Source organism: Rhizobacter sp. P5_C2 (genome assembly GCF_054049715.1).
In genome coordinates this window covers 1-21,460 of record NZ_JBFULV010000026.1, presented here as the reverse complement: position 1 = coordinate 21,460, position 21,460 = coordinate 1, and the positions used below count along the sequence as shown (strand labels likewise).

The following is a 21,460-nucleotide window of genomic DNA, read 5'->3' as shown; positions in this document are numbered from 1 at the left end:
TCCGATGCGCATGAACCTTTCTCTTCTCATTGCCGGCGTGGCGCTGCTGGTGGCGCTGCCTGCCGTGCTGCCGGGCGGSCTGCTGATCGCATCGATCCAGATGCTCGTCGCGGCGCTGTTCGCCAGCGCCTACGGCATGCTCAGCGGCCGCGCCGGCATGCTGTCGTTCGGGCATGCGGCCTGGTTCGGCATCGGCGCCTTCGCGACGGTGCACGCGATGAACGCCTTCGGTGGCAGCGGGCTGCTGCCGACGCCGCTGATGCCGCTGGTCGGCGCCGCGGCGGGGCTGGCCGTCGGCATCGTCGGCGGCTGGTTCGCCACGCAGCGCAGCGGCACCACCTTCGCGATGATCACGCTGGCCATCGCCGAGCTGCTGCACGCGCTGGCGCCGCAGCTCAAGGGCTTGTTCGGCGGCGAGTCGGGTATCTCGACGATGCGCGCCCCGGCCTGGGGCCTGGGCTTCGGCTCGACGGCGCAGGTCTATTACCTGACGCTCGCGTGGGTGCTGCTGTCGCTCGGGCTGCTGTACTTCCACAGCCAGACGCCTGCTGGCCGGCTGATGCTGGCGCTGCGCGAGAACGGGCACCGGCTGCGCTTCCTCGGCTACGACGTGCATGGCCTCGGGGTCTCGGCCTTCGCGATCTCGGCGATGTTCTCCGGCCTCGCCGGCGGGCTGCAGGCGCTGAGCAACGAGGCCGCGAACTACGCGGTGTTCGATGCCGGCGTGTCGGCCACCGTCGTGCTGAACAGCTACATCGGCGGCGTCGGCAGCTTCCTCGGCCCGGCGCTCGGCGCCGCGCTGATGACCTTCTTCGGCTACGCGGTGTCCGACGCCACGCAGTCGTGGCTGCTGTACCAGGGCGTGCTGTTCGTGGGGGTGATGATGTTCGCGCCGACGGGGCTGTCGGGCCTGTTCGGTGCGGCGGCGCGGCTCGTCGAACGGCGCGGCTGGCGGGCTGCCGCATTCACCGTGCTGCTCGCGGCAGGCGCGGCCGTGCTGCTGAGCGCGGGCGGCGTCTTCGCCGTCGAGATGCTGCAGCGGCTGTGCTCGCAGGACTACCGGGCGCTGGCACGGGCGGCTGCCGAGTGGCCCGCGATCCCGCTGCTGGGGCGGCCCTGGTCGCCTGCCGCGGTGATCACCTGGATGGTGCCGGCGGGCTTGCTGGCGTGCGGTGGCCTGCTGACCGTCGTCACGCGGCGTCGCTTCGGGAGTGCGTCATGACCACCGATCCGATCCTCAGCATCCGCGGCCTGCGCAAGTCCTTCGGCGCGGCGGAGATCATCCGTGGCATCGACCTCGAGCTGCGGGCCGGCGAACGCCATGCGCTGATCGGGCCGAACGGGGCCGGCAAGTCGACGCTGTTCCACCTGATCTCCGGCAACCTGCGGCCCAGCGCGGGCGAGATCGTGCTGGATGGCGAGCACATCGAGGGCTGGGCGCCGGAGCGCGTGAACCGCCGCGGCCTGGCGCGCTCGTTCCAGATCACCAACATCTTCCCGAAGCTGAGCGTGTTCGAGAACGTGCGCATCGCGGTGATGCAGCGCCACCGGCTGGAATACAACTTCTGGCGCCGCATCGAGCGCATGGGCAGCATTCGCGAAGCGACCGAACGGCTGCTGGAACGGGTGCGCCTGCATCACCAGGCATCCACCTTGGCCGGCGAGATGACCTACTCCGCGCAGCGCTCGCTCGAACTCGCGATGACGCTGGCCTCGGACCCGCAGGTGGTGCTGCTCGACGAGCCGATGGCCGGCATGTCGAGCGAGGAGACGCAGTACACCGCCGAACTGATCCGCGAGGTCACGGCAGGGCGCACGCTGCTGCTGGTGGAGCACGACATGGACGTGGTGTTCTCGCTCGGCGAGCGCGTCAGCGTGCTGGTCTACGGCCAGGTCATCGCCACCGGCACGCCCGACCAGATCCGCCGGCACCAGGGCGTGCGCGAGGCCTACCTGGGCGAGGAGCACGAGGCATGAACGCGGTCGACCAACCGCTGTTGCGTGTCGACGGCCTGCATGCCCACTACGGCAAGAGCCACGTGCTGCGCGGCGTGACGCTGCAGGTGGGCCGCGGCGAGGTGGTCAGCCTGCTGGGCCGCAACGGCTCGGGCCGGTCCACCACGCTGAAGGCGCTGATGGGCCTGGTGCCGCCGAGCGCCGGCCGCATCGAGCTCGCCGGCCGCGCGCTGGCCGGTGCGCCGCCGCATGCCATCTGCCGCGCCGGCCTGGCCTACGTGCCCGAGGAGCGCGAGGTGTTCGCGAACCTGACGGTCGACGAGAACCTGCGCATGGGCGAGCAGCCACCGGTGGCCGGCGCGGTGCGCTGGAGCGTGGCGCAGATGTTCGACTGGTTTCCGCGCCTGAAGGAGCGCCGCGGCACCAAGGCCGGCAGCCTGTCGGGCGGCGAGCAGCAGATGCTGACGATGTGCCGCTCGCTGCTCGGCAACCCGCTCGCGATCCTGATCGACGAGCCGACCGAGGGTCTCGCGCCGAAGATCGTCGCGCAGGTGGCCGAGTGCATCCAGGACATGCAGCGCCAGGGCGTCTCGGTCGTGCTGGTGGAGCAGAAGCTCGCGATCGCGCTGAAGGTGTCGACCCGCGTCTGCGTGATGGGCCACGGCCACATCGTCTTCGAGGGCAGCCCGGCGCAGCTGCTGGCCGACACCGCGATGCAGCAGCAGTGGCTCGCGGTCTGAACACCTCCCTCTTCCCACGTACCTCTTCCACTTCCGGAGCGCCCATGGCCTCATTCCCTGACAAGGTCATCATCAGCTGCGCCGTGACCGGCTCGGTCCACACGCCGACGATGTCGCCGCATCTGGCGCTGACGCCGGACCAGATTGCCGAACAGGCCATCGAGGCGGCCGAGGCCGGTGCGGCCATCCTGCACCTGCATGCCCGCGATCCGGTCGATGGCCGGCCGACGCCGGACCCGAAGGTGTTCGACCAGTTCGTGCCGCGCATCAAGGCGGCGACCGATGCGGTGATCAACATCACCACCGGCGGCAGCACGCGCATGACGCTGGACGAGCGCCTGGCCTACCCGCTGCAGGCGCAGCCCGAGATGTGCTCGCTGAACATGGGCTCGATGAACTTCTCGATCCACCCGATGGCGCGCAAGTACAGCGAGTGGCGCTACGACTGGGAGAAGCCCCACGTCGAGGGCATGGAAGACCTGATCTTCCGCAACACCTTCGCCGACATCAAGCACATCCTCGATGTGCTGGGCAAGGGCTGCGGCACGCGCTTCGAATTCGAGTGCTACGACGTGGGCCACCTCTACACGCTGGCCCACTTCGTCGACGAAGGCCTGGTCGAGGGGCCGCTGTTCATCCAGAGCATCTTCGGCATCCTCGGCGGCGTGGGGGCCGACCCGGAGAACCTGTTCACGATGCGCTCGACCGCCGACCGCCTGTTCGGCCGCAAGAACTACCGCTTCTCGGTGCTGGGCGCGGGCCGCCACCAGATGCCCTTGCTGACGATGGCCGCGGTGATGGGTGGCAACGTGCGTGTCGGCCTGGAAGACAGCCTCTACCTGGAGCGGGGCCGCCTGGCGCGCTCCTGCGCCGAGCAGGTGCGCAAGATCCGCCGCATCCTCGAAGAGCTGTCGCTCGACATCGCGACCCCGGCCGAGGTGCGCGCGATGCTGGCGCTCAAGGGCCGCGACGCCGTCTCGATCTGATTCACATGAAGGGCAGCATGAAGAAGCGTTTGCAAGACAAGGTGGCGATCGTGACCGGCGCGGGCGGAGGGCTCGGGCGCGCGCATGCATTGGAGCTGGCGCGCCACGGCGCGCGGGTGGTCGTCAATGATCTGGCGGGACGCGACGACGGCGCCGCGGCGCGCGCGGTGGCCGATGAGATCCACCAGCGCGGCGGCGAGGCGCTGGTGCAGCTGGGCGACGTGACGGTGCCGGCCGACATGCAGGCGATGGCCGACGCCGCCGTGGCCCGCTGGGGGCGCATCGACATCCTGGTGAACAACGCCGGCATCCTGCGCGACAAGAGCTTCGCGAAGATGACGCTCGACGATTTCAAGCTCGTGCTCGACGTGCATGTGATGGGCGCCGTCAACGCCACCAAGGCGGTGTGGGCGCAGATGCAGGCGCAGCGCCACGGCCGCATCGTGATGACGACCTCGTCCAGCGGCCTGTACGGCAACTTCGGCCAATCGAACTACGGCGCGGCGAAGATGGCGCTGGTCGGGCTGATGCAAACGCTGGCGCTCGAAGGCGCGAAGTACGGCGTGCATGTGAACTGCCTGGCGCCTACTGCCGCGACGGCAATGACCGAAGGCGTGCTGCCGCCCGAGGCACTGGCCCGGCTGACCGCCGAGCGCGTCAGCCCGGCGCTGCTTGCGCTGGTGGGCGACGAGGCACCGTCGCGCATGATCCTGCTGGCCGGCGCGGGCAGCTTCGAGAGCGCCAACATCACGATGACGCAAGGCCTGCACCTGGGCGATGCGGCCGACGTGGCCGAGCGGCTGTGCGCGCGGCTCGATGAAGTCACGGCGCGTGCCGACGAGGTTGTTCCGGCGTCGGGCTGGGAGCAGTACCAGCTGGAACTGGCGAAGGCCGAGGCGATGGCCCTGGCCGTCTAGGCGGCCGATGCGGCACTGGCATTTCTGACGTGGCCGCTGCGCGGCACCAAGCCTGCGCAGCGGTAGGTTTTCCCGGGGATGCCACCAGGGCCACGCCTTGCGCCTTGCCTGTCTTATCGCCTTCAATCCGGCATGCATTGACAACCGGGAGAGGCGATGAAGACAAGCACCATGTTCGCTCTGCTGATGTCGGCCGCCATGGCCACCAGCGTGCAGGCCGAACAGTCCTCGGTCGATTTCCGGCTCGATCCGATCGTCGGCCTGTCGAGCAGCGGGAGCGTGGGCCCGGACACCGTCGGCGCGTGGCTCACCCCGAATGCCTTCTCCGGCTACGCGAGCGTCCAGTACACGTCAGCTGACGGCAGCAGGTCCTGGAACGAGGAGTCCTTCACCTCGGACGGTCTGCCGGCCGGGCCGAGAAACGGCGAGCCCTTCGGCCCGCGGCGCGAGAGCGTGCTGCCGGCTTCGGGCGCCGATCTGCCTTCGGCCCACTCGCTGCTCGAAGCGGGTCGCCTGCAAGCCGATGCGACGCGCCCGCAACGGTGGGACGACGCCGCCGCAGGTGTCAATTGGGACCGCACGTTCTCGCTGCTTCCCAACACCTCCATCACCTTCTCGGGCACTGCGACCCTTGGTGCCGACCGGTTGTGGCCCACGCAGACCACCTTCGAGGCCTCGCCCAACCTGAACGCGCAGTACGCGAACCGCGGCGTGCTCGGGTTCCACAGCGTCGCCGACGATGGCCAGGGGTGGCGCAACGGCATCAGCGTCGTCGCACGCATCATGAACTTCGACCCGCGGCTGCCTGCCGGCTCCCCGTCGCTGGGTCGCCTGGGATCGGTGGACGACTTCGCGTACAGCAACGACGAAGAGGGGCACGTGTCGCTGACCCTCTTCAATCATTCCGACGAGCTGATGTTCACCAACCTGTCCATCGGGGTGTTCGCCAGCGCACCCTACATTCCGGCCGTTCCCGAGCCGGCCGCCTGGTTGACGATGCTGCTGGGCCTGGGCGCGCTGGGCTCGCGCCGCATGAAGATCCGCAAGTGGCTCACCACCGCGCTCGCCGCCGCCGGGCTGGCCGGCGCGGCCCACGCCGAGAGCATCAGCGTCGACTTCCAGCTCGACCCGATCACCGGCTTGTCCACCGACAGCAGTTCTCCGGCCGGCACCGTGGGCCACTGGATCACGCCCAACAGCTTCTTTGCATCCGAGACCACGAGCTACCACCGGCCCGACCAGACGGGCTCTTATCGCTCGACTTCTTTCGGGTCGGGAAGGCTCGCCGACAGCGCCGTCGGCACCCAGCCCTTCGGCAACTTCAGCCGCAGCGTGGACCCGGTGGCCGCCGATGCCCCATCGGCCCGCCTGGCAGTCGAGCCCGGGCACCTGCGGGCCGAGATCTCGCGCCAGAAACCCGAGGACACCGCCGAGACCTATCTCAGCTGGCGACGAGCCTTCACGCTCGACCCGAACAGCTCGATCACGCTGTCCGGGTTGCTGGCGTTCAATCCGCCGATGCCGCTTGCGCTGGTGCCACGGTTCAGCACGACACCGAAGCCACAGGACACGGTCGCCAACACCGCCTGGTTCTCGTTCCGCGACGACGCCAGCTGGGGCTGGGGCAACGGCATCAGCATCGTCGCGAACATCCTGAACCAGGACCCGAGAGACTTCACTGCGCCCTTGCTGGGCCGCGAGCCGGGGCCGGACGATTTCGCCTACAGCGCCGATCCGCAAGGGCACCTGTCGCTGACGATCTTCAACCGGTCCGACCAGTCGATGTTCGGCAGCTTCGAGGTCTTGTTCCTGAGCTCGCTGGTCCAGGCGCCCATTCCCGAGCCGAGCACCTGGCTGGCGATGCTGCTCGGGCTGGCCGTGCTGTTCTGGCGCGGCAGGCCGGTGTCAGAAGGACCGGGACCGGCTCCTGGCCGTTCGACGGCAGCTTGAAGACCGCCACCGCCTGAACGAGTCCTGCAGGCAACTCACCACTGCATCTCGCCCTTGTTGACCTTGGCGCCGATGTCGAGCGCGATGCCCAGGCCGGCCTGCGGGTAGGCCTTCTTCATCGCGTCGATCAGCTCCGAAGCGGTCTTGGCCTTGGCGGCTTCCAGGTCGAAGCGCTGCAGGTAGTCGCGGGTGTAGCGGATGGTGCTGGCGTCGAGGGGCGTGCCGGCGGCCATGTGCCCGGGCACCACGGTGGCAGGCTTGAGTGCCTCGATCTCGTCGAGCTGGGCGAACCAGGCCTTGCGTTCGCTGGCCTTCTGCGTGTCGGCGGTCCACACATGCAGGTTGCCGAAGATCGCGATGTTGCCGGCGACTGTCTTGATCGACGGGATCCACACGTAGGGACGGTGAGCCAGCTCACCGGTGGTGCCGCGCACCTCGATCGTCTCCCCATCGACGCTCAGCCTCGTGCCCTGCAGCAGCTCCGGAACGATCGGCTTCTGCGGTGCATTGAGGCCCATCTTGGGCGACCAGAACGCCAGCTTGCCGGCCAGCTTGGCCTGGATCTTCTCGCGCACCGCCGGCGTGGTCAGCACCTGGGCTTGCGGGAAATAGCCCTTGAGCACTTCGGCGCCGAAGTAGTAATCGGGGTCGGCGTTGCTGATGAAGATGGTCCGCAGCGACTTGCCGCTGTCGAGCACATTGGCCGCCACGCGCAGCGCATCGGCACGGGTGAAGCCGCTGTCGATGACGATGGCCTCTGTCTTGCCGCTGATCACGACGGCATTGACGTTGAAGCTGTTGCCGTCCGCGTTGTAGACCTTCACGGTCAGCGGGGGCGGTGTCTGCGCGCCGGCAGGGGTGGCCGCGACGACGCCCAGCGCCAAGGCAGGGAGGAGGACGCGGGCGAGGGTGCTGAGTTGGATCATGAGGATCTCCGTGGGTTGGGATGGCATGGCTTGCCACGACGTCGACTCTATTTGCATCGTCACGGTTGATAAGCGTTGGTAGAGTTGAATCGTTATTGCATGGATCGATGAAATGGACCGTCTGAAGGCTGTGCAGGTGTTCGTCGAGGTCGCTGATCGCAGCAGCCTCACCCAGGCCGCGGAGCACCTGGAGATGTCGGCCGCGATGGTCAGCCGCTATCTCGCCACGGTGGAGGACTGGCTGGGCGCGCGCTTGCTGCACCGGACCACGCGGCGCGTCAGCCTCACGGATGCCGGCGTGGCCGCGCTGCCCTCGTGCCGGCAGTTGCTGGGCATCGCGGACGAAGTGCGGCAGCTTGCCGCCGAGCGCAGCCTTGAGCCGGCGGGCCTGCTGCGCGTCACCACCGCCGGCTCCTTTGCCGAAGCCCAGCTCACGGCCGCGCTGGTCGATTTCCAACGCCGGCACCCGCAGGTGGAAGTAATGCTGTCGGTGGGCGACAAGGCCACCGACCTGGTCGCGGAGCGGGTCGACCTGGCGGTGCGCATCACCAACAGCCTGGACGCGGCGGTGATTGCCCGGCCGCTGGCGCGCTGCCGGTCGATGCTGTGCGCTTCACCCGACTATCTGCAGCGGCACGGCGTGCCGCGCGCAGCCGAAGATCTGCACCGGCACCGCTGCGTGGCCCATGCCTTCGGCATCGGCAGGCAATACGGGTTCACGCGCGGCGGCGAGACGATCACGGTGGAGGTCGACTGGAGCTTCCACACCAACGAGACGGCGGTGCTGCGGCGCGCGGTGCTGTCCGGTGCCGGCATCGGCATGCTGCCGACCTACTACCTCGGCGATGACCTGCGCACCGGGCGCCTGGTGCAGCTGCTGCCCGACCATGAACCGGACGTGCTGGGCATCCACGCCATCTATCTTTCGCGCCAGCATCAACCGCTGGCGCTGCGCATGCTGGTGGACTTCCTCGTTGCGCGCTTTGCCGGGGAGCAGGCGCCGTGGGACCTGGCGCTCCGGGCGCACGCGCCGCAGGCCGACTGACCGCTGTCGCGGCGCTGCCGCCGGTTCAGCAAAAGCCCGTCAAGGCTGTCGCCACCTCGTCGGGCCGCTCGATCGCAATCCAGTGCCCCACACCCGCCACCACGCGATGCGGGATGCGCGGACGAAGCTTGTACAACGCACGTTGGGCATCGGTGCCGGGAGACGCCAGCACGAAGCTCGGACCCGCAAAGGCGTCAAGCGCCGGCTCGGGATTCCACGCTGCCAATGCCGCGGAGACGCCGGCAATCGCAGCGGCGTTCGTCACAGCCACATCCGCGAGCACGCGCGTGCGCACCTCGGGGTTGTTGCCCGCGATGCTGGCGTAGAACGCCTGCGTGGCCTCGAGTCCCTTGTCGCCGGCGGCGTCACGCACGAACTGCTCGCGCACGTTGGGTGGGATTGCGCGCGGGTCGGCGGGTGGATCGACCAGCATCAGCGCCGCCACGCGGGCGGGTGCCTGTTCCGCATAGGCGAGTGCCACGGCCGAGCCGCCGCTGTGGGCCACGAGCACCGCCTTCTCGAACCCGAGTTCGTTCATCACCGCGCCGACATCGGCCGCGCGTCCGCTGAAGCTGTAGTCGGCGTCGGCTGCGGGTGCCGAATCGCCGTGTCCGCGGAAATCGAAGGCGGCGATCGTGCGATCGCGCGGCAGCACGGCGATCAGCGCATCCCACTGCGATGCGCGGCCGGCATCGGCATGCAGAAGAACGAGAGGAAGTTGGCGGGAACGCGTCCCGGCAACCGGGTCGGCCTGGTGCATGCACGCAGCGAGCGACCCCTGCGGTCCTCGGATGGAGCGCAGTGTCGGCGACACCGGTCGGGCTTTCACGATGGCGGCTCCGGGAAGGGCTTCAAGCTGGCATTCACGGCGCGAAGCGCATCAGCGCCTCGACGAAGGCACGGGGCGCCTCGAGCGGCGCGAACTCGCCGCTGCCCGCCAGCACCGCGGCCGTGAGCTCGCGCACGCCGGCCTGGCGCAAGCCGGGCAGGTAGTCGTCGGGCGAGCGGCCGTCGGCGTCTCCGCGCAGGTACAGCAGCGGCGTCTCGATGGCCTTCGGGCGTGCGTTGTGCTTCGCGTCGACGGCGAGTGCGCGGTACCAGTCGAAGCCGGCCTTCAGCGCTTCGGGCCGCGCATAGGCGGCGGCGAAGCGCTCGCGATACGCGTCGGTCACCGCGTCGGCGTTGCCGGCCAGCGCGTTGGAGAAGTAGTCGAAGTAGGGCCGCTGACGACCTTGCACCGTCGTCTCGGGCAGGTCGGGAATCGCATGAAACGCGAAGTGCCAGATGCGCGGATCGGCCAGCAGCTTCTCCCACGGATCGAGGCCGGGGACGACGGTGTTGGCGACGACCGCGCCCCGGATGCGCGCACCGTGATCGCGCGCGGCGGCAAAGGCGATCATGCCGCCGACGTCGATGCCGGCGACGATGATGTCGCGCGCACCTGCCTGCTCGGCAGCCGCGAGCAGCACGTCGGCGAGCACCGTCTTCTCGGCCGACTTCGGCGCACCGCGCGATTCACCGATCTCCGGCAGGTCGGGCACCAGCACGAAGAAGCGCTCGGCCAGGTCGCCGATCACCGGCTCGTACAGTGCGTGCGAGTGGGGCCACCCGTGCAGCAACAACAGCGCCGGGCGGCTTGCGACACCGGCCGCTTGCAACGCTATCTCGACGCCGTGGCCCGGCACCTTGATCGTGTCCATCATCTCCTTCGGCTGTTCGATGGCTTGGGGCAATTCGCATGCCCAGGGGCGGCGGGCTACCCGCTCACAGCGGTCTGAGAGCGACGGCTTCGAGGCTGATCGCCAGCCCGTCGATCATCAGGTCGACCTCGGCCCGCGTGACCGTGAGCGACGGCATGAAGCGCAGCACCGAGGGCCGCGGCGCATTGAGCAGCAGTCCGGTGTTGCCGGCCGCCCCGCCGAGCATCAAGCGCTCGCGGGCATGGGCCACCACCTCCGCGGCGACGGGCCGGCCGAGGTCCAGCGCGCGCAACAGCCCGATGCCGCGCGCCTCGCCCAGCCCGAGCTGCGCGGACAGCGCCTGCAGCCGCGCGCCCAGGTGCTCGCCGGTGGCGCGCACCTCGGCCAGGAAGCCGTCTGCCAGCACCGCCTGCATGACGGCCAGGCCGACCGCGCACATCAGCGGATTGCCGTTGAAGGTGCCGCCCTGGTCGCCGTGGACGAACACGCAGGCATGTTGACGGGCCAGCAGCGCACCGATCGGCACGCCGCCGCCCAGGCCCTTGGCCAGCGTGATGATGTCCGGCACGACGCCGAAGTGCTGGTAGCCGAACAGCGTGCCGAGCCGGCCGATGCCGGTCTGCACCTCGTCGAAGATCAGCAGCAGCCCGTGCTGGTCGCACAGCGCGCGCAGGCCCTGCAGGAAGGCGGGCGTGGCCGCGTTGACGCCGCTCTCGCCCTGCACCGGCTCGAGCAGGATGGCCACGGTGTCCGGCCCGATCAGCGCCTGCACCGACCCCAGGTCGTTCAGCAGCGCCTTCGGAAACCCCGGCACCTGCGGCGCGAAGATCCGGTCCCAGCCCGGCTTGCCCGACGCCGACATCGTGGCCAGCGTGCGGCCATGGAAGGCATCGCGGAAGGTGATGATCTCGTGCGCGCCGCCCTTGTGCAGCTGCCCCCACTTGCGCGCCAGCTTGATGGCGCCTTCATTGGCCTCGGCGCCGCCATTGGTGAAGAACACCTGGTCGAAGTCGCTGTGCCGGCACAGCAGCTCGGCCAGCGCGCTCGCGGGCTGGTTGTGGAAGGCCGGGCTCGGCGTCAGCAGCAACGCCGATTGCCGCGCCAGCGCGTCGCGGATGCAGGCCGGCGCATGGCCGAGCGTGTTGACGGCCCAGCCTTGCACGAAGTCGAGGTAGCGACGGCCGCGGTCGTCCCACAGCCAGCTGCCTTCGCCGCGCAGGAACAACTGCGCGGGGCGGGCGGTGATGTCCATCAGCGAAGCGATGGCGGATGGCGGTGCGTCGCGTTTCATGCGGCTTGCTCCAGCGGTTGAACGGCGAGGGGCTCGGCGTCGATGGCCGACGCATCGGCCAGGCCCAGCATCAGCGCCAGGTTCTGCACCGCGGCGCCCGACGCGCCCTTGCCGAGGTTGTCGAAGACGGCGCTGAGCAGCAGCTGGCCGTGGGCGTCGTTGCCGAACACCGCCAGTTGCAGGTCGTTGCTGCCATTGAGGGCTTGCGGGTCCAGCCCGGTCATCGCCTGCGTGCGGCTGGCGTCCAGCACCTGCACGTGGTGGTGGTCGCGATAGCGCTGTGCCAGCAACTCGCGCACCGCCTGCGCCGTCACCGGCCGCTGCAGCATCGAGGTGTGCAGCGGGATGGTCAGCGCGATGCCTTGCCGGAACGCGCCATACGAGGGCACGAAGAACGGCTGGCCCTGCAAGCCCGCATGCTGCTGGATCTCGGGCACGTGCTTGTGCTGTAGCCCGAGGCCATAGGTCTGGAAGGGCAGGGCGGTCGCGGCGCCCGGGCCTTCGTGGGCCTCGATGCCTTCGCGTCCGCGACCGGAGTAGCCGGAGACGGCGTGGATGCTCAGCGGTGCATCGGCCCGCAGCACACCGGCATCGACCAGCGGGCGCAGCAGCGCGATGGCGCCGGTCGGGTAGCAGCCCGGGTTGCTGACGCGCTGCGCCTCGGCAATGCGGCCGGCTTGTTGCGGCGACATCTCGGGGAAGCCGTAGACCCACTGCGCATCGGTGCGGTGCGCCGACGACGCATCGATGACGCGCACACGCGGATTGCGGATGCTGGCCACCGCCTGGCGCGCGGCCTCGTCGGGCAGGCACAGCACGGCCACGTCGCAGTCGTTGATGGCCGCTGCACGCGCGGCGGCGTCCTTGCGCCGTGCGTCGGGCAGCGTGACGAGCGCGATGTCGCGTCGCCCGGCCAGCCGCGCCAGGATCTGCAGGCCGGTGGTGCCTTGGTCGCCGTCGATGAAAACGCTCGCGCTCATGAAGGTGCTCCTGTGGTGAGGAGTGGAGCTTGCGGCGGCGCTGGAGATTGGTAAAGTTGAATGTCATGAACATGAAGTTCATGAAACCTGAAGGACCATGAGAGAACTGAAGCTCGACCAGCTGCGAACCCTGGTGACGATCGCCGAGCTCGGCTCGTTCGCGGCCGCGGCGCGCGCCTTGCACCTGGCCGCGCCGACCGTCAGCCTGCATGTGGCCGAACTCGAGTCGCGCCTCGGCGCGCCGCTGCTGCTGCGCCAGCGCCAGCGGGTGGTGGCCACCGGCATCGGCGCGGGGCTGATCGAGCGTGCGCGGCGCCTGCTGGTCGACGTGGATGCGGCGCTCGATGACGTGGCCCGCCAGGTCGAAGGCCGTGCCGGCCGGGTGCGGCTGGGTGCGTCGACCGGGGCGCTGGCCTGGCTGCTGCCGCAGGCGCTGGAGACGATGGGCCGCGACCACCCCGGCATCGACGTGCAGGTCGCGGTGCTCACCTCGCAAGAGGCCTTGTCGCGCCTGCAGGACGGCACGCTCGACATCGGCCTGGTGGCGCTGCCGCAGGCCACCGTCAACGGGCTGCAGATCGTGCCGTGGCGCCGCGACCCGGTGATGGCCTTCGTGCCGCGCAGCTGGACGCTGCCGCGCGCGATCACGCCGGTGTGGCTCGCCGCCCGCCCGCTGATCCTCAACGACGCCACCACCCGCCTGCACCGCATGACGATGGACTGGTTCGCCGCCGCCGGCGAGCAACCGCAGGCGCGCATCGAGTTGAATTACAACGACGCCATCAAGAGCCTGGTGGCAGCGGGCTATGGCGCGGCGCTGTTGCCGCGCGAGGAGGGCGCCGCCGCGCTGGACGAGCGCATCGCGATCGCGCCGCTCACGCCGCGTCTGTGGCGCCCGCTGGGCCTGGCGCACCGGGCCGGCAAGCCCGAGCCTGCCACGCGGCACATGCTCGAGGCGCTGGCGGCGATCCGGCAGCGCTAGGGAACTGTCGGCAGGTCCGTGCCCGCGAGCAAGAAATCCCGCAGCAGCCGCGCGCTCGGGCCGATGCGCTTGCCGTGCACCAGGTAGATCTCGAGCGGTGCGGTCTCCACCTCGGGCAGCACGCGCACCAGCTCGCCCGAGGCGAGCGGCGCCGCGGCGTCGTAGGCCGGCAGGCGTGCGATGCCCTCGCCGGCCAGCACGAAGGCGAGCCGTGACGCGGCGCTGTCGGTGACGATGTCGCCCTGCACCGCGATCTCGGTGGCCTGGCCGTCGCGGGTCACCGTCATCGACCGCTGCTTCGGCGGATAGACCACCCAGCGCTGCTGCGCCAGCTCGGCCACCGTCGCCGGCGCGCGGTGCCGGCGCAGGTAGGCGGGCGAAGCGCACAGCATCGTCGGCTCGCTCACCAGGCGGCGCGCGACAAGCTCCGAATCCGCCAGCGGCCCGGCGCGCACGGCCAGTTCGATGCCGTGCTGCACCAGGTCGACGTTGGCATCGTTCATCGCGACGTGCAGGCGGATCGCCGGATAGCGCCTGCGGAACGCCAGCAGCCCGGGCAGGATGCGCTTGTTGCCGAAGTGGTGCGAGCAGGTGATGCGCACTTCGCCGCGCGGCTCGGCGCGCAGCAGCTCCATGCCGCGGATGCCGTCTTGCGCCTCGTCGAGCAGGCGCTCGCAGTGCACGCGGAAGGCCTCGCCGGCCGGCGTCAGGCTGAAGCTGCGCGTGCTGCGCTGTGCCAGCGGCACGCCGAGCCTGGCCTCCAGCGCGCCAACGTGGTGGCTCACCACCGCACGGGTCAGGCCCAGCGCCCGCGCGCCGGCCGCGAAGCTGCCGCTGCGCACGACGGTGGCGAAGACCGCCATCGCGCGCAGCTCGTCGAGGATCTGGGGCGGGGCGTTGCTCATGCCTTGATTGTCAAACCGGACGAGACAATACGTCAACATTGGCGCCTCTACCGGCCGGGCGCCTGCCACCCTAATCTTCGTTTCACCCGGAGTCGCCGGGTGATTCGAACCCCAAGGAGAGTGTCATGAGCGTCAAGCATGTCCTGTTTGTTGTGACAAATGCAGCGGTGATCGGCCCGAACCGTCGCCCCACCGGATTCTTCTTCCCGGAGATCGCCCACCCGTTCGACGTGCTCGACCAGGCCGGCATCGCGGTCGAATACGCGTCGCCGGCCGGTGGCAAGCCGCCGGAGGATGGCTTCGACGGCAGCGATCGCGTGCAGGCCGGTTTTCTCGCGAGCGAGTCGTACCGCCGCCTGGCGCACAGCCGCAAGCTGTCCGAGGTCGACGTGCTGGACTACGACGCGGTCTTCTTCCCCGGCGGGCTGGGCCCGATGGTCGACATCACGCGCAATCCGGAGGTGCAGAGCGTCGTCCGGCGCGCCTGGGACGGCGGCAAGGTCGTCGCCGCGGTGTGCCATGGTCCGTCGGCGCTGCTCGGCGTCACGCTGGCAGACGGCACGCCGCTGCTGCGCGGCCGCAAGGTCGCCGGCTTCTCGAAGGCGGAGGAAGACGGCTACGCCCGCAGCGACGTACCGTTCGATCTGGAGACCGCACTGCGCGAAGAAGGCGCGCTGTACGAATCGGCGGATGCCTGGCAACCCAAGCGGGTGGTCGACGGGCGCTTGATCACCGGCCAGAACCCGGCATCGGGCCACCTGGTCGGCGAGGCGATCGTCGAAGCGCTGGGGAAGCGGGCATGACGGGCGTGGCTGCACCGGTCGTGGTGGTGGCTCGCTGGCAGGTGCGCGGCGATGTTCTCAATGACACGCTCAATGAAGTGCTCCGCCACGTCGCCGAGCTGCGCGAAGCCTCGCTGGCCGAGCCGGGTTGCCTGGGCTACGAGGTGTTCGAGGCCGTCCACGGGCCCGGGAGCCTGCTGCTGCTCGAGCACTACCGCGATGACGCCGCGCTCGAGGCGCATCGGCAATCGCCGCATTACCGGGCGGTGGTCGTCGATCGCATCCTGCCGCTGCTGGCCGCGCGGCAGGTCGAGATCCTGCGGCCCCGCGGCGCCGGGTGATGGTGGCCTGGGTGGTCTGCGGCATGGCTAGACCCGTCGGCGCACCACCAACTCGTTGAACCCCGTCGCCGCATCGTGCTCGCGGGCCAGCGTTCCCTCCGGCAGCAGCGCCAGCAGGACCTCCGCCGTGGTCCGGATCCCATTGCCGAGCCCCACGTGCCCGCCGTGGACGCGGCCCGACGCATCCGAGACCGACATGTGCAGGTGCGGGCCGGAACGCGTCAGGGTGCCTGACAGCGACACGATCTCCAGCGGGCCGGGGATCGTGGCTTCCGCGGACTCGCCGGCGTAGCGCAGCTTCGCCCCCGTCAGGCTGCCGATGCCGCAGACCACGAAGGCCGAATCCGTGCCGGCCTGGTGCAGGGCCTCTTCCAGCGCAGCGCGAAGGTCTGCACCGGGTGGGAGTCGAAGGGGAAGGAATGGCACGGCCGGCTTCGCGCAGCTACTTGCCGCTGAAGTTCGCGACGTAGTAGGCCAGCAGGTCCAGGTCCTGCACCGGCACCTGGCTCAGCGCCTCGGTCATCGCTCGCGTGTAGCCCGGTCGCTCGCCCGACTTGAAGCCCTGCAGCGTCGCGCGCACGTACTCCTCCTTCTGGCCGCCGATGCGCGCCACCCCCTGGCCGCCGGCCAGATCGGCGCCGTGGCAGAACACGCACTTGTGCTGCTGCGCGAGGGCCTGCCCCTGGCTCATGCGCGCCGCATCGGGCGGCGTGGCGGGCACCGGCGCGGGCACCGGCGGCAGCGTGCCGATGTAGTCGGAGAAGCCTCGCAGGTCGGCGTCCTTCATCGGCTTGGCCAGCGCGATCATCGCGTCGTTGTTGCGGCGGCCCTCGCGGAACAGGAACAGCTGCGTGATCACGTACAGCGAAGGCTGGCCTGCCAGCACCGGCACGCCGGCCATGTCGCTGCGGCCGTTGGCGCCGTGGCAGGCGGCGCAGACGGTGCGAAAGCGCTCGGCATAGTCGGCTGGGGCAGCCGCAGCGGCTGTGCTCACAGCCAGCATGGCCACGGCCGCGAGGCGCCGCCAGCCCATGTCACTTGCCGGCATAGCTGATGCGGTAGATCGCACCGGCGTGGTCGTCGCTGACGAGCAGCGAACCGTCCTTCATCACGAGGAAATCCACCGGCCGGCCGAGGTAGGTGTTGTCCTCGACGAAGCCCGTCATGAACGGTTCGACCTTGGCGCCGCCCTTGCCGTTCGGCCACGCCACATAGACGCCGTTGTACTTCTTCGTGCGGTTCCACGGCCCGTGGATGGCGATGAACATCGCACCGCGGTACTTCGCCGGGAACATCTTGCCGGTGTAGAACTTCAGGCCGAGCGACCCGGCGTGCGGGCCGAGCAGCGCGGCGGGCTTCACGAAGTCGTCGCAGGACTTGCCCCATCCGAATTCGGGGTCGGGGATGTTGCCCTGGTGGCAATACGGGTAGCCGAAGTGCTGCTTGCCGGGCTGCGTGACGTGGTTCAGCTCGTCGTTCGGAATCTCTTCGCTGAGCCAGTCGCGGCCGTTGTCGGTGAACCAGAGGTCGCCGGTCTTCGGGTCGAAGTCGAAGCCGACCGTGTTGCGCACGCCCGAGGCGATGGTTTCGATGCCCGAACCGTCGAGCTTCATGCTGTAGATCTTCGCGTACTCGCCCGGGTCGCAGATGTTGCAGGGCGCGCCGATGTTGTAGTAGAGCTTGTCGTTGTGCACGCGCAGGAACTTCCAGCTGTGGTCGCTGCCGCCCGGCAGCTTGTCGTTCAGCACGGCGCTCGGTTCGCCCAGGTTGTCGAGCTTGTCCTCGACGTTGTCGTAGCGGACGATCTTCTTGTGGGTGGCGAAGTACAGCGAGCCCTTGTAGAACTCGATGCCGGTCGCCTGTTCGGTCTTGTCGATGATGACCTTGGGCTCGCGCTTGCCGTCGACCGCCTTCTCGGGCAGCGCATAGACCTTGTTGCCGACGAACAGCGTGCTGACGAAGATGTTGCCCTTGGCGCCCTGGCGCATCTCGCGCGCGTCGAGCACGCCCGACGCCCAGGTCTCGACCTTGAAGCCGGGCGGCAGCTTGAACTTGCGGGTCGGCAGCTGGTCGGCCGCGGTCGGGATCGGGAACGCCGCCACCGGCGCCATCTTCATGGCCGTGTCGGTCTTCGGCCTGCCCTTGGCCCAGCCGGGTTCGGCCTCCTGGGCGGGCGCCACGGCGGCCGCGCAAAGCAGCGGCAGCGCGGCAACGAATGAACGCAAACGGATCTGATGCATGTCTCTCTCCTGTGTGGTTGTGGGAGAAGCCAGCTGCCCGAGTGGCGACGAGCCTGTGGCTCTCTGCGGCGATCGGTGTCGCGGGGGGCATCTTGAGCGATGACGGCGGCCCTGTCCAGGCAACACCCTGATACACACGAGAGTCCGGACTTACCCTCAGGCGCGCGCCCACCAGGAATGATCAAATCGCCTGCCCGACTGGAATCGGTTCCACTTTTCAGGCTCGTCGACAGTACGAGTCTTGCAAAGAGACACAGGAAAAGGCCGGGCGGGCTCATAGATTGGGAAGACTTGCCACGGGTGCAGCCTCGCCACGAGGTGCGGTGCGACCGCGGAAGCTTAAAAACCTTCAAGGAGAAGAACACATGCAGTGGAGTACCCGACAGTACGTCGCGATGGCCGTGATGCTGGGCGCCTTCGGCGCCGCGGCAGACGCGGCGACCCTTCGCGCCGTCGCCAACAACAACTTCGTCAGCGCCACCGCGACGGGAACCTCGTTCCTGAACGCCACGGCGCCGGTCGCCAGCACCTGGGAAGACTTCGAGGTCATCCGCAACGGCAACGGCACGGTCTCGTTCCGGGCCACCATCAGCGGCAACATCGTGTCCGCCGACCAGGGCCTCGGCGCGCCGAACACCAACCGCCTGATCGGCAACCGCCAGGCCATCAACGCCTGGGAACAGTTCACGCTCGAGACCCAATCCAACGGCACGGTCGCGATCCGCTCGGCCACGACCGGGCTCTACGTCAGCGCCGACCTGAACCGCGGTGGCTTCCTGGTCGCCGACCGTCCCACGGTGCAGGCCTGGGAGCAGTTCGTTCTGTCGGACACCACGACCCCGCCGCCGACCAACCCGCCGCCCACCGGCACGACGCCGGACTTCGGCCCGAACGTCCACGTCTTCAACCCGTCGACGCCGAACCTGCAAAGCCAGATCGACGGCATCTACAACGCGCAGCAGCCGAACCACTTCGGTCCGCGCCGCGATGCGATCCTGCTGACGCCGGGCACCTACAACAACCTGCGCATTCCGGTCGGCTTCTACACGCAGGTGCTGGGCCTCGGAAGCCACCCGGACCAGGTGCACGTCATCGGTGACCTGCGCTCCAACGCCTTCCTCGGCGGCGACAACGCGACCCAGAACTTCTGGCGCGGTGCCGAGAACTTCTCGGTCACGCCGAGCCAGGGCATCGGCAACAACACGATGCAGTGGGCCGTCTCGCAAGCGATCCCGTTCCGCCGCATGCACGTGCGCGGCAACATCAAGCTGAACCAGAACAACGGCTGGTCGAGCGGCGGCTGGTTCTCCGACGTGCTGGTCGACGGCAACGTCAACTCGGCCTCGCAGCAGCAATGGATCTCGCGCAACAGCCAGTGGGGCAGCTGGAGCGGCTCGAACTGGAACATGGTGTTCGTCGGCGTGCCGAACGCACCGGCCGGCAACTTCCCGACGCAAGGCCAGCGCTACACCAAGATCGCGCAGACGCCGGTCATCCGCGAGAAGCCGTATGTGTTCATCGACGCCAACGGCAGCTATGCGGTGCGCGTGCCTGCCCTGAGCACCAACAGCGCCGGCATCAGCTGGAGCAACGGTGCCACCACGCCGGGCACGACGCTGCCGATCAGCAGCTTCTTCCTCGCGAAGCCGAGCGACAGCGCGGCCACCATCAACGCGCAGCTCGCTGCCGGCAAGCACATCCTGTTCACGCCCGGCACCTATGTGCTGACGCRGACGCTGCAGGTGAACAACCCCGGCACCGTGATCCTGGGGCTGGGCTTCGCGACGCTGCGGTCTGACAACGGGCAACCGCTGATCAAGACGGCCGACGTCGACGGCCTGACGATCTCGGGCCTGTTCCTCGATGCGGGCCGTACCGAATCGGGCGTGCTGATGGAAGTCGGTCCGAGCGGCGCCAGCGCCAGCCACGCGGCCAACCCGACCGCGCTGCACGACCTGTTCTTCCGCATCGGCGGCGCGGCGGCCGGCCGTGTCGGCATCGCGTTGAGCATCAATGCCAACAACACGATCGTCGACCACACCTGGCTGTGGCGCGCCGACCATGGCGACGGCGTCAGCTGGAACGACAACCCGTCCGCCAACGGCCTGTGGGTGAACGGCAACGACGTCACCATCTACGGCCTGTTCGTCGAACACTTCCAGCAGCACCAGGTGGTGTGGAACGGCAACGGCGGCCGCGTGTACTTCTACCAGTCGGAGATCCCGTACGACCCGCCGAGCCAATCCGCCTGGAACAGCACGACGGGCCGCGGCTGGGCTTCGTACAAGGTGTCGAACAACGTGACGAGCCATGAAGCCTGGGGCCTGGGCATCTACAGCGTGTTCACGAACGGCGGCATCCTGCTCGATCGCGCGATCGAGGTGCCGACCACGTCGGGCGTGCGCTTCCACGACATGATCTCGGTCTGCCTGGGCGGCAACGGCGGCATCGTGCACGTGATCAACAACACCGGCTCGCAGACCGGCTGCAATGCGTCGTTCACGCCGACGGTGACCACCTTCCCGTAACGCAACGTTCTTCCGCGAAACGAGCCCCCGGCGCAAGCCGGGGGCTTTTTGTTTTTTTGCTGACGTTTGGTGACAGACGGGCAGATCTCCAGAACGCCGCGGTCAACACTGGCTTGTCGCCGTCTTCCAGAATCGCGCCACTTTTCAGATGGCACGCATTCCAACGCACAGGGAGAAGACGATGAAGAAGATGAATCGCATGAGGATCGCCGCAGCCGCTGCGGCGATCGTGGGCAGCATGGGGGCCGCACCGGCCTTCGCGGCCGACTGGCCGAGCGGCTACACGTTCTGCGCCAGCGAGCGCGCCACGTGTGCCGTGGGCTCCAAGCCGCGGCAGGTGTCGTACGGCGCGCAGGGCAAGTGGGTCGTGAAGCCGAAGTCGGGCACGATCGCCTGCAGCAACGCGACCTTCGGCGACCCGATCGTCGGCAAGCGCAAGGCCTGCGCGATCGGGCCGGTGGTGGCTGCTCCGGCGCCTGCGCCAGCGCCCGCACCGGCACCTACGCCGGCACCCGCACCCGCACCCGCACCTGCACCCGCACCTACGCCGGCACCTGCACCAGCGCCCACACCTGCGCCGGCTCCCGCGCCCGCACCGACGCCTGCTCCGGCACCGGCCCCGGCACCCGCCACCGTCGACCAGGGCAGCACGCTGACCACCTGGGCCGCGCCCGGCACCACCCCGAAGCCCACCGTCACGCCCGGCACCTGGCGCGCCGGCGGCCCGAACCCCGAGCAGGCCAACTTCAGGCTCGTCAAGGAGTCGGCCCACTTCGCGTTCTATTCGGACGAGACCATCTCCGATGCCGACCTGACGCTCGCGGCCACCACGCTCGAGAACACCGTCTGGGAGAACCTGTTCAACTCGAACCTGTTGATGCCCGAGCCGTTCTTCAACAAGACGGACAAGATCAAGCCGGCCATCCACATCCACTCCGATTGGGGCCTGACCGGCGGCGCCTGGGTCGACAACGCGCGTGGCCTGCACCTGGGCATGTGGATCGCGCCGGCCGCGCTGAAGGACCACTGGGGCCTGACGCACGAGTTCACGCACGGCTGGCAATCCTGGGCCGGCAACAACGGCGGCCTCGAGTGCTACCAGTCGAACACCTGCGGCTGGCTCTTCGAGAGCCACGCGAACTTCACGCCGCACCAACTGCCCGAGTACCAGGGCAACGCGCACTGCTCGGA

Annotated in this window: 21 protein-coding genes; 12 read left to right on the top strand and 9 right to left on the bottom strand. The window is 69.1% G+C overall.

Annotation, left to right across the window (positions count from 1 at the left end; all coding sequences use genetic code 11):
• The first annotated feature begins 4 nt into the window (after positions 1 to 4).
• The 6 genes from ACXJLU_RS12015 to ACXJLU_RS11990 all read left to right on the top strand — a co-directional run bounded on the left by ACXJLU_RS12015 (position 5) and on the right by ACXJLU_RS11990 (position 6,549).
• Entirely contained in the window at positions 5 to 1,222 is a 1,218-nt protein-coding gene (locus ACXJLU_RS12015) for a branched-chain amino acid ABC transporter permease (RefSeq protein WP_457331119.1), read from the top strand.
• On the top strand, positions 1,219 to 1,977 hold the full coding sequence (locus tag ACXJLU_RS12010; RefSeq protein WP_457331117.1) for an ABC transporter ATP-binding protein: 759 nt from the start codon (positions 1,219 to 1,221) through the stop codon (positions 1,975 to 1,977). The genes ACXJLU_RS12015 and ACXJLU_RS12010 overlap by 4 nt, the downstream gene beginning before the upstream one ends.
• The gene (locus ACXJLU_RS12005) at positions 1,974 to 2,696 is read left to right on the top strand and encodes an ABC transporter ATP-binding protein (RefSeq protein WP_457331115.1); all 723 of its coding nucleotides are present in this window, start codon (positions 1,974 to 1,976) and stop codon (positions 2,694 to 2,696) included. The genes ACXJLU_RS12010 and ACXJLU_RS12005 overlap by 4 nt, the downstream gene beginning before the upstream one ends.
• Before the next feature lie 44 nt (positions 2,697 to 2,740).
• Positions 2,741 to 3,682: a 3,5-dioxohexanoate:acetyl-CoA acetone transferase gene (kce, locus tag ACXJLU_RS12000; protein ID WP_457331113.1), complete on the top strand. Its 942-nt coding sequence runs from the start codon at positions 2,741 to 2,743 to the stop codon at positions 3,680 to 3,682.
• A gap of 17 nt (positions 3,683 to 3,699) precedes the next feature.
• Positions 3,700 to 4,599: an SDR family NAD(P)-dependent oxidoreductase gene (locus tag ACXJLU_RS11995; protein ID WP_457331111.1), complete on the top strand. Its 900-nt coding sequence runs from the start codon at positions 3,700 to 3,702 to the stop codon at positions 4,597 to 4,599.
• Positions 4,600 to 4,755: 156 nt separating this feature from the next.
• Positions 4,756 to 6,549, top strand: a complete 1,794-nt coding sequence (locus tag ACXJLU_RS11990) for a PEP-CTERM sorting domain-containing protein (RefSeq protein ID WP_457331109.1) — start codon at positions 4,756 to 4,758, stop codon at positions 6,547 to 6,549.
• A gap of 35 nt (positions 6,550 to 6,584) precedes the next feature.
• On the opposite strand, the gene ACXJLU_RS11985 is transcribed toward ACXJLU_RS11990, so the two are convergent.
• Positions 6,585 to 7,475 (bottom strand): MBL fold metallo-hydrolase, encoded by an 891-nt coding sequence (locus ACXJLU_RS11985; protein ID WP_457331107.1) that lies wholly within the window; start codon positions 7,473 to 7,475, stop codon positions 6,585 to 6,587.
• Between the two features lie 112 nt (positions 7,476 to 7,587).
• On the opposite strand from ACXJLU_RS11985, the gene ACXJLU_RS11980 reads away from it, so the two are divergent.
• Complete coding sequence (locus ACXJLU_RS11980) at positions 7,588 to 8,520, top strand: LysR family transcriptional regulator (protein WP_457331105.1); 933 nt, start codon at positions 7,588 to 7,590, stop codon at positions 8,518 to 8,520.
• Positions 8,521 to 8,545: 25 nt separating this feature from the next.
• Here ACXJLU_RS11980 and ACXJLU_RS11975 read toward each other — a convergent pair whose 3' ends face one another.
• From ACXJLU_RS11975 to argC, 4 genes are all read right to left on the bottom strand, one after another.
• Entirely contained in the window at positions 8,546 to 9,280 is a 735-nt protein-coding gene (locus ACXJLU_RS11975; protein ID WP_457331103.1) for an alpha/beta fold hydrolase, read from the bottom strand.
• A gap of 103 nt (positions 9,281 to 9,383) precedes the next feature.
• On the bottom strand, positions 9,384 to 10,220 hold the full coding sequence (locus tag ACXJLU_RS11970; RefSeq protein WP_457331101.1) for an alpha/beta fold hydrolase: 837 nt from the start codon (positions 10,218 to 10,220) through the stop codon (positions 9,384 to 9,386).
• A gap of 64 nt (positions 10,221 to 10,284) precedes the next feature.
• Positions 10,285 to 11,511, bottom strand: coding sequence for an acetylornithine transaminase (locus ACXJLU_RS11965; protein WP_457331099.1), 1,227 nt, complete (start codon positions 11,509 to 11,511; stop codon positions 10,285 to 10,287).
• Positions 11,508 to 12,491 (bottom strand): N-acetyl-gamma-glutamyl-phosphate reductase, encoded by a 984-nt coding sequence (argC, locus tag ACXJLU_RS11960; protein WP_457331097.1) that lies wholly within the window; start codon positions 12,489 to 12,491, stop codon positions 11,508 to 11,510. The genes ACXJLU_RS11965 and argC overlap by 4 nt, the downstream gene beginning before the upstream one ends.
• Positions 12,492 to 12,588: 97 nt before the next feature.
• Between argC and ACXJLU_RS11955 the strand changes: the two genes are divergently transcribed.
• A complete protein-coding gene (locus ACXJLU_RS11955) occupies positions 12,589 to 13,473 on the top strand; it encodes a LysR family transcriptional regulator (protein WP_457331095.1) in 885 nt (294 codons plus the stop codon).
• Here the strand turns inward: ACXJLU_RS11955 and ACXJLU_RS11950 are convergent.
• Positions 13,470 to 14,378: a LysR family transcriptional regulator gene (locus ACXJLU_RS11950; RefSeq protein WP_457331093.1), complete on the bottom strand. Its 909-nt coding sequence runs from the start codon at positions 14,376 to 14,378 to the stop codon at positions 13,470 to 13,472. The genes ACXJLU_RS11955 and ACXJLU_RS11950 overlap by 4 nt on opposite strands.
• A 125-nt stretch (positions 14,379 to 14,503) precedes the next feature.
• Here ACXJLU_RS11950 and ACXJLU_RS11945 point away from each other — a divergent pair, with 125 nt between their 5' ends.
• Both ACXJLU_RS11945 and ACXJLU_RS11940 read left to right on the top strand, forming a co-directional pair.
• Entirely contained in the window at positions 14,504 to 15,181 is a 678-nt protein-coding gene (locus ACXJLU_RS11945; protein ID WP_457331091.1) for a type 1 glutamine amidotransferase domain-containing protein, read from the top strand.
• Positions 15,178 to 15,501: a putative quinol monooxygenase gene (locus ACXJLU_RS11940; protein WP_457331089.1), complete on the top strand. Its 324-nt coding sequence runs from the start codon at positions 15,178 to 15,180 to the stop codon at positions 15,499 to 15,501. The genes ACXJLU_RS11945 and ACXJLU_RS11940 overlap by 4 nt, the downstream gene beginning before the upstream one ends.
• Before the next feature lie 27 nt (positions 15,502 to 15,528).
• Here the strand turns inward: ACXJLU_RS11940 and ACXJLU_RS11935 are convergent, their stop codons facing one another.
• The 3 genes from ACXJLU_RS11935 to ACXJLU_RS11925 are packed head-to-tail and all read right to left on the bottom strand — an operon-like array spanning position 15,529 to position 17,741.
• Positions 15,529 to 15,927, bottom strand: a complete 399-nt coding sequence (locus ACXJLU_RS11935; RefSeq protein ID WP_457331087.1) for a PPC domain-containing DNA-binding protein — start codon at positions 15,925 to 15,927, stop codon at positions 15,529 to 15,531.
• A gap of 16 nt (positions 15,928 to 15,943) precedes the next feature.
• Entirely contained in the window at positions 15,944 to 16,534 is a 591-nt protein-coding gene (locus tag ACXJLU_RS11930) for a c-type cytochrome (RefSeq protein WP_457331085.1), read from the bottom strand.
• Position 16,535: 1 nt separating this feature from the next.
• Entirely contained in the window at positions 16,536 to 17,741 is a 1,206-nt protein-coding gene (locus ACXJLU_RS11925; protein WP_200799062.1) for a PQQ-dependent sugar dehydrogenase, read from the bottom strand.
• A gap of 365 nt (positions 17,742 to 18,106) precedes the next feature.
• Here ACXJLU_RS11925 and ACXJLU_RS11920 point away from each other — a divergent pair, with 365 nt between their 5' ends.
• Together ACXJLU_RS11920 and ACXJLU_RS11915 are read left to right on the top strand one after the other, a co-directional pair.
• A complete protein-coding gene (locus ACXJLU_RS11920; protein ID WP_457331083.1) occupies positions 18,107 to 20,269 on the top strand; it encodes a hypothetical protein in 2,163 nt (720 codons plus the stop codon).
• Positions 20,270 to 20,450: 181 nt separating this feature from the next.
• A partial coding sequence (locus ACXJLU_RS11915; RefSeq protein ID WP_457331081.1) for a DUF6055 domain-containing protein occupies positions 20,451 to 21,460 on the top strand: 1,010 nt, incomplete at its 3' end.

Excerpts from the sequence above, each read along its gene's own strand:
- argC (WP_457331097.1), bottom strand. The coding sequence starts at position 12,491 with ATGAGCGCGAGCGTTTTCATCGACGGCGACCAAGGCACCACCGGCCTG.
- ACXJLU_RS11950 (WP_457331093.1), bottom strand. The coding sequence starts at position 14,378 with ATGAGCAACGCCCCGCCCCAGATCCTCGACGAGCTGCGCGCGATGGCG.
- ACXJLU_RS11940 (WP_457331089.1), top strand. The coding sequence starts at position 15,178 with ATGACGGGCGTGGCTGCACCGGTCGTGGTGGTGGCTCGCTGGCAGGTG.
- ACXJLU_RS11925 (WP_200799062.1), bottom strand. The coding sequence starts at position 17,741 with ATGCATCAGATCCGTTTGCGTTCATTCGTTGCCGCGCTGCCGCTGCTT.
- ACXJLU_RS11965 (WP_457331099.1), bottom strand. The coding sequence starts at position 11,511 with ATGAAACGCGACGCACCGCCATCCGCCATCGCTTCGCTGATGGACATC.
- ACXJLU_RS11985 (WP_457331107.1), bottom strand. The coding sequence starts at position 7,475 with ATGATCCAACTCAGCACCCTCGCCCGCGTCCTCCTCCCTGCCTTGGCG.
- ACXJLU_RS11995 (WP_457331111.1), top strand. The coding sequence starts at position 3,700 with ATGAAGAAGCGTTTGCAAGACAAGGTGGCGATCGTGACCGGCGCGGGC.
- ACXJLU_RS12005 (WP_457331115.1), top strand. The coding sequence starts at position 1,974 with ATGAACGCGGTCGACCAACCGCTGTTGCGTGTCGACGGCCTGCATGCC.
- ACXJLU_RS11980 (WP_457331105.1), top strand. The coding sequence starts at position 7,588 with ATGGACCGTCTGAAGGCTGTGCAGGTGTTCGTCGAGGTCGCTGATCGC.
- ACXJLU_RS11945 (WP_457331091.1), top strand. The coding sequence starts at position 14,504 with ATGAGCGTCAAGCATGTCCTGTTTGTTGTGACAAATGCAGCGGTGATC.
- ACXJLU_RS12010 (WP_457331117.1), top strand. The coding sequence starts at position 1,219 with ATGACCACCGATCCGATCCTCAGCATCCGCGGCCTGCGCAAGTCCTTC.
- ACXJLU_RS11975 (WP_457331103.1), bottom strand. The coding sequence starts at position 9,280 with ATGCACCAGGCCGACCCGGTTGCCGGGACGCGTTCCCGCCAACTTCCT.
- kce (WP_457331113.1), top strand. The coding sequence starts at position 2,741 with ATGGCCTCATTCCCTGACAAGGTCATCATCAGCTGCGCCGTGACCGGC.
- ACXJLU_RS11970 (WP_457331101.1), bottom strand. The coding sequence starts at position 10,220 with ATGGACACGATCAAGGTGCCGGGCCACGGCGTCGAGATAGCGTTGCAA.
- ACXJLU_RS11955 (WP_457331095.1), top strand. The coding sequence starts at position 12,589 with ATGAGAGAACTGAAGCTCGACCAGCTGCGAACCCTGGTGACGATCGCC.
- ACXJLU_RS11930 (WP_457331085.1), bottom strand. The coding sequence starts at position 16,534 with ATGGGCTGGCGGCGCCTCGCGGCCGTGGCCATGCTGGCTGTGAGCACA.
- ACXJLU_RS11990 (WP_457331109.1), top strand. The coding sequence starts at position 4,756 with ATGAAGACAAGCACCATGTTCGCTCTGCTGATGTCGGCCGCCATGGCC.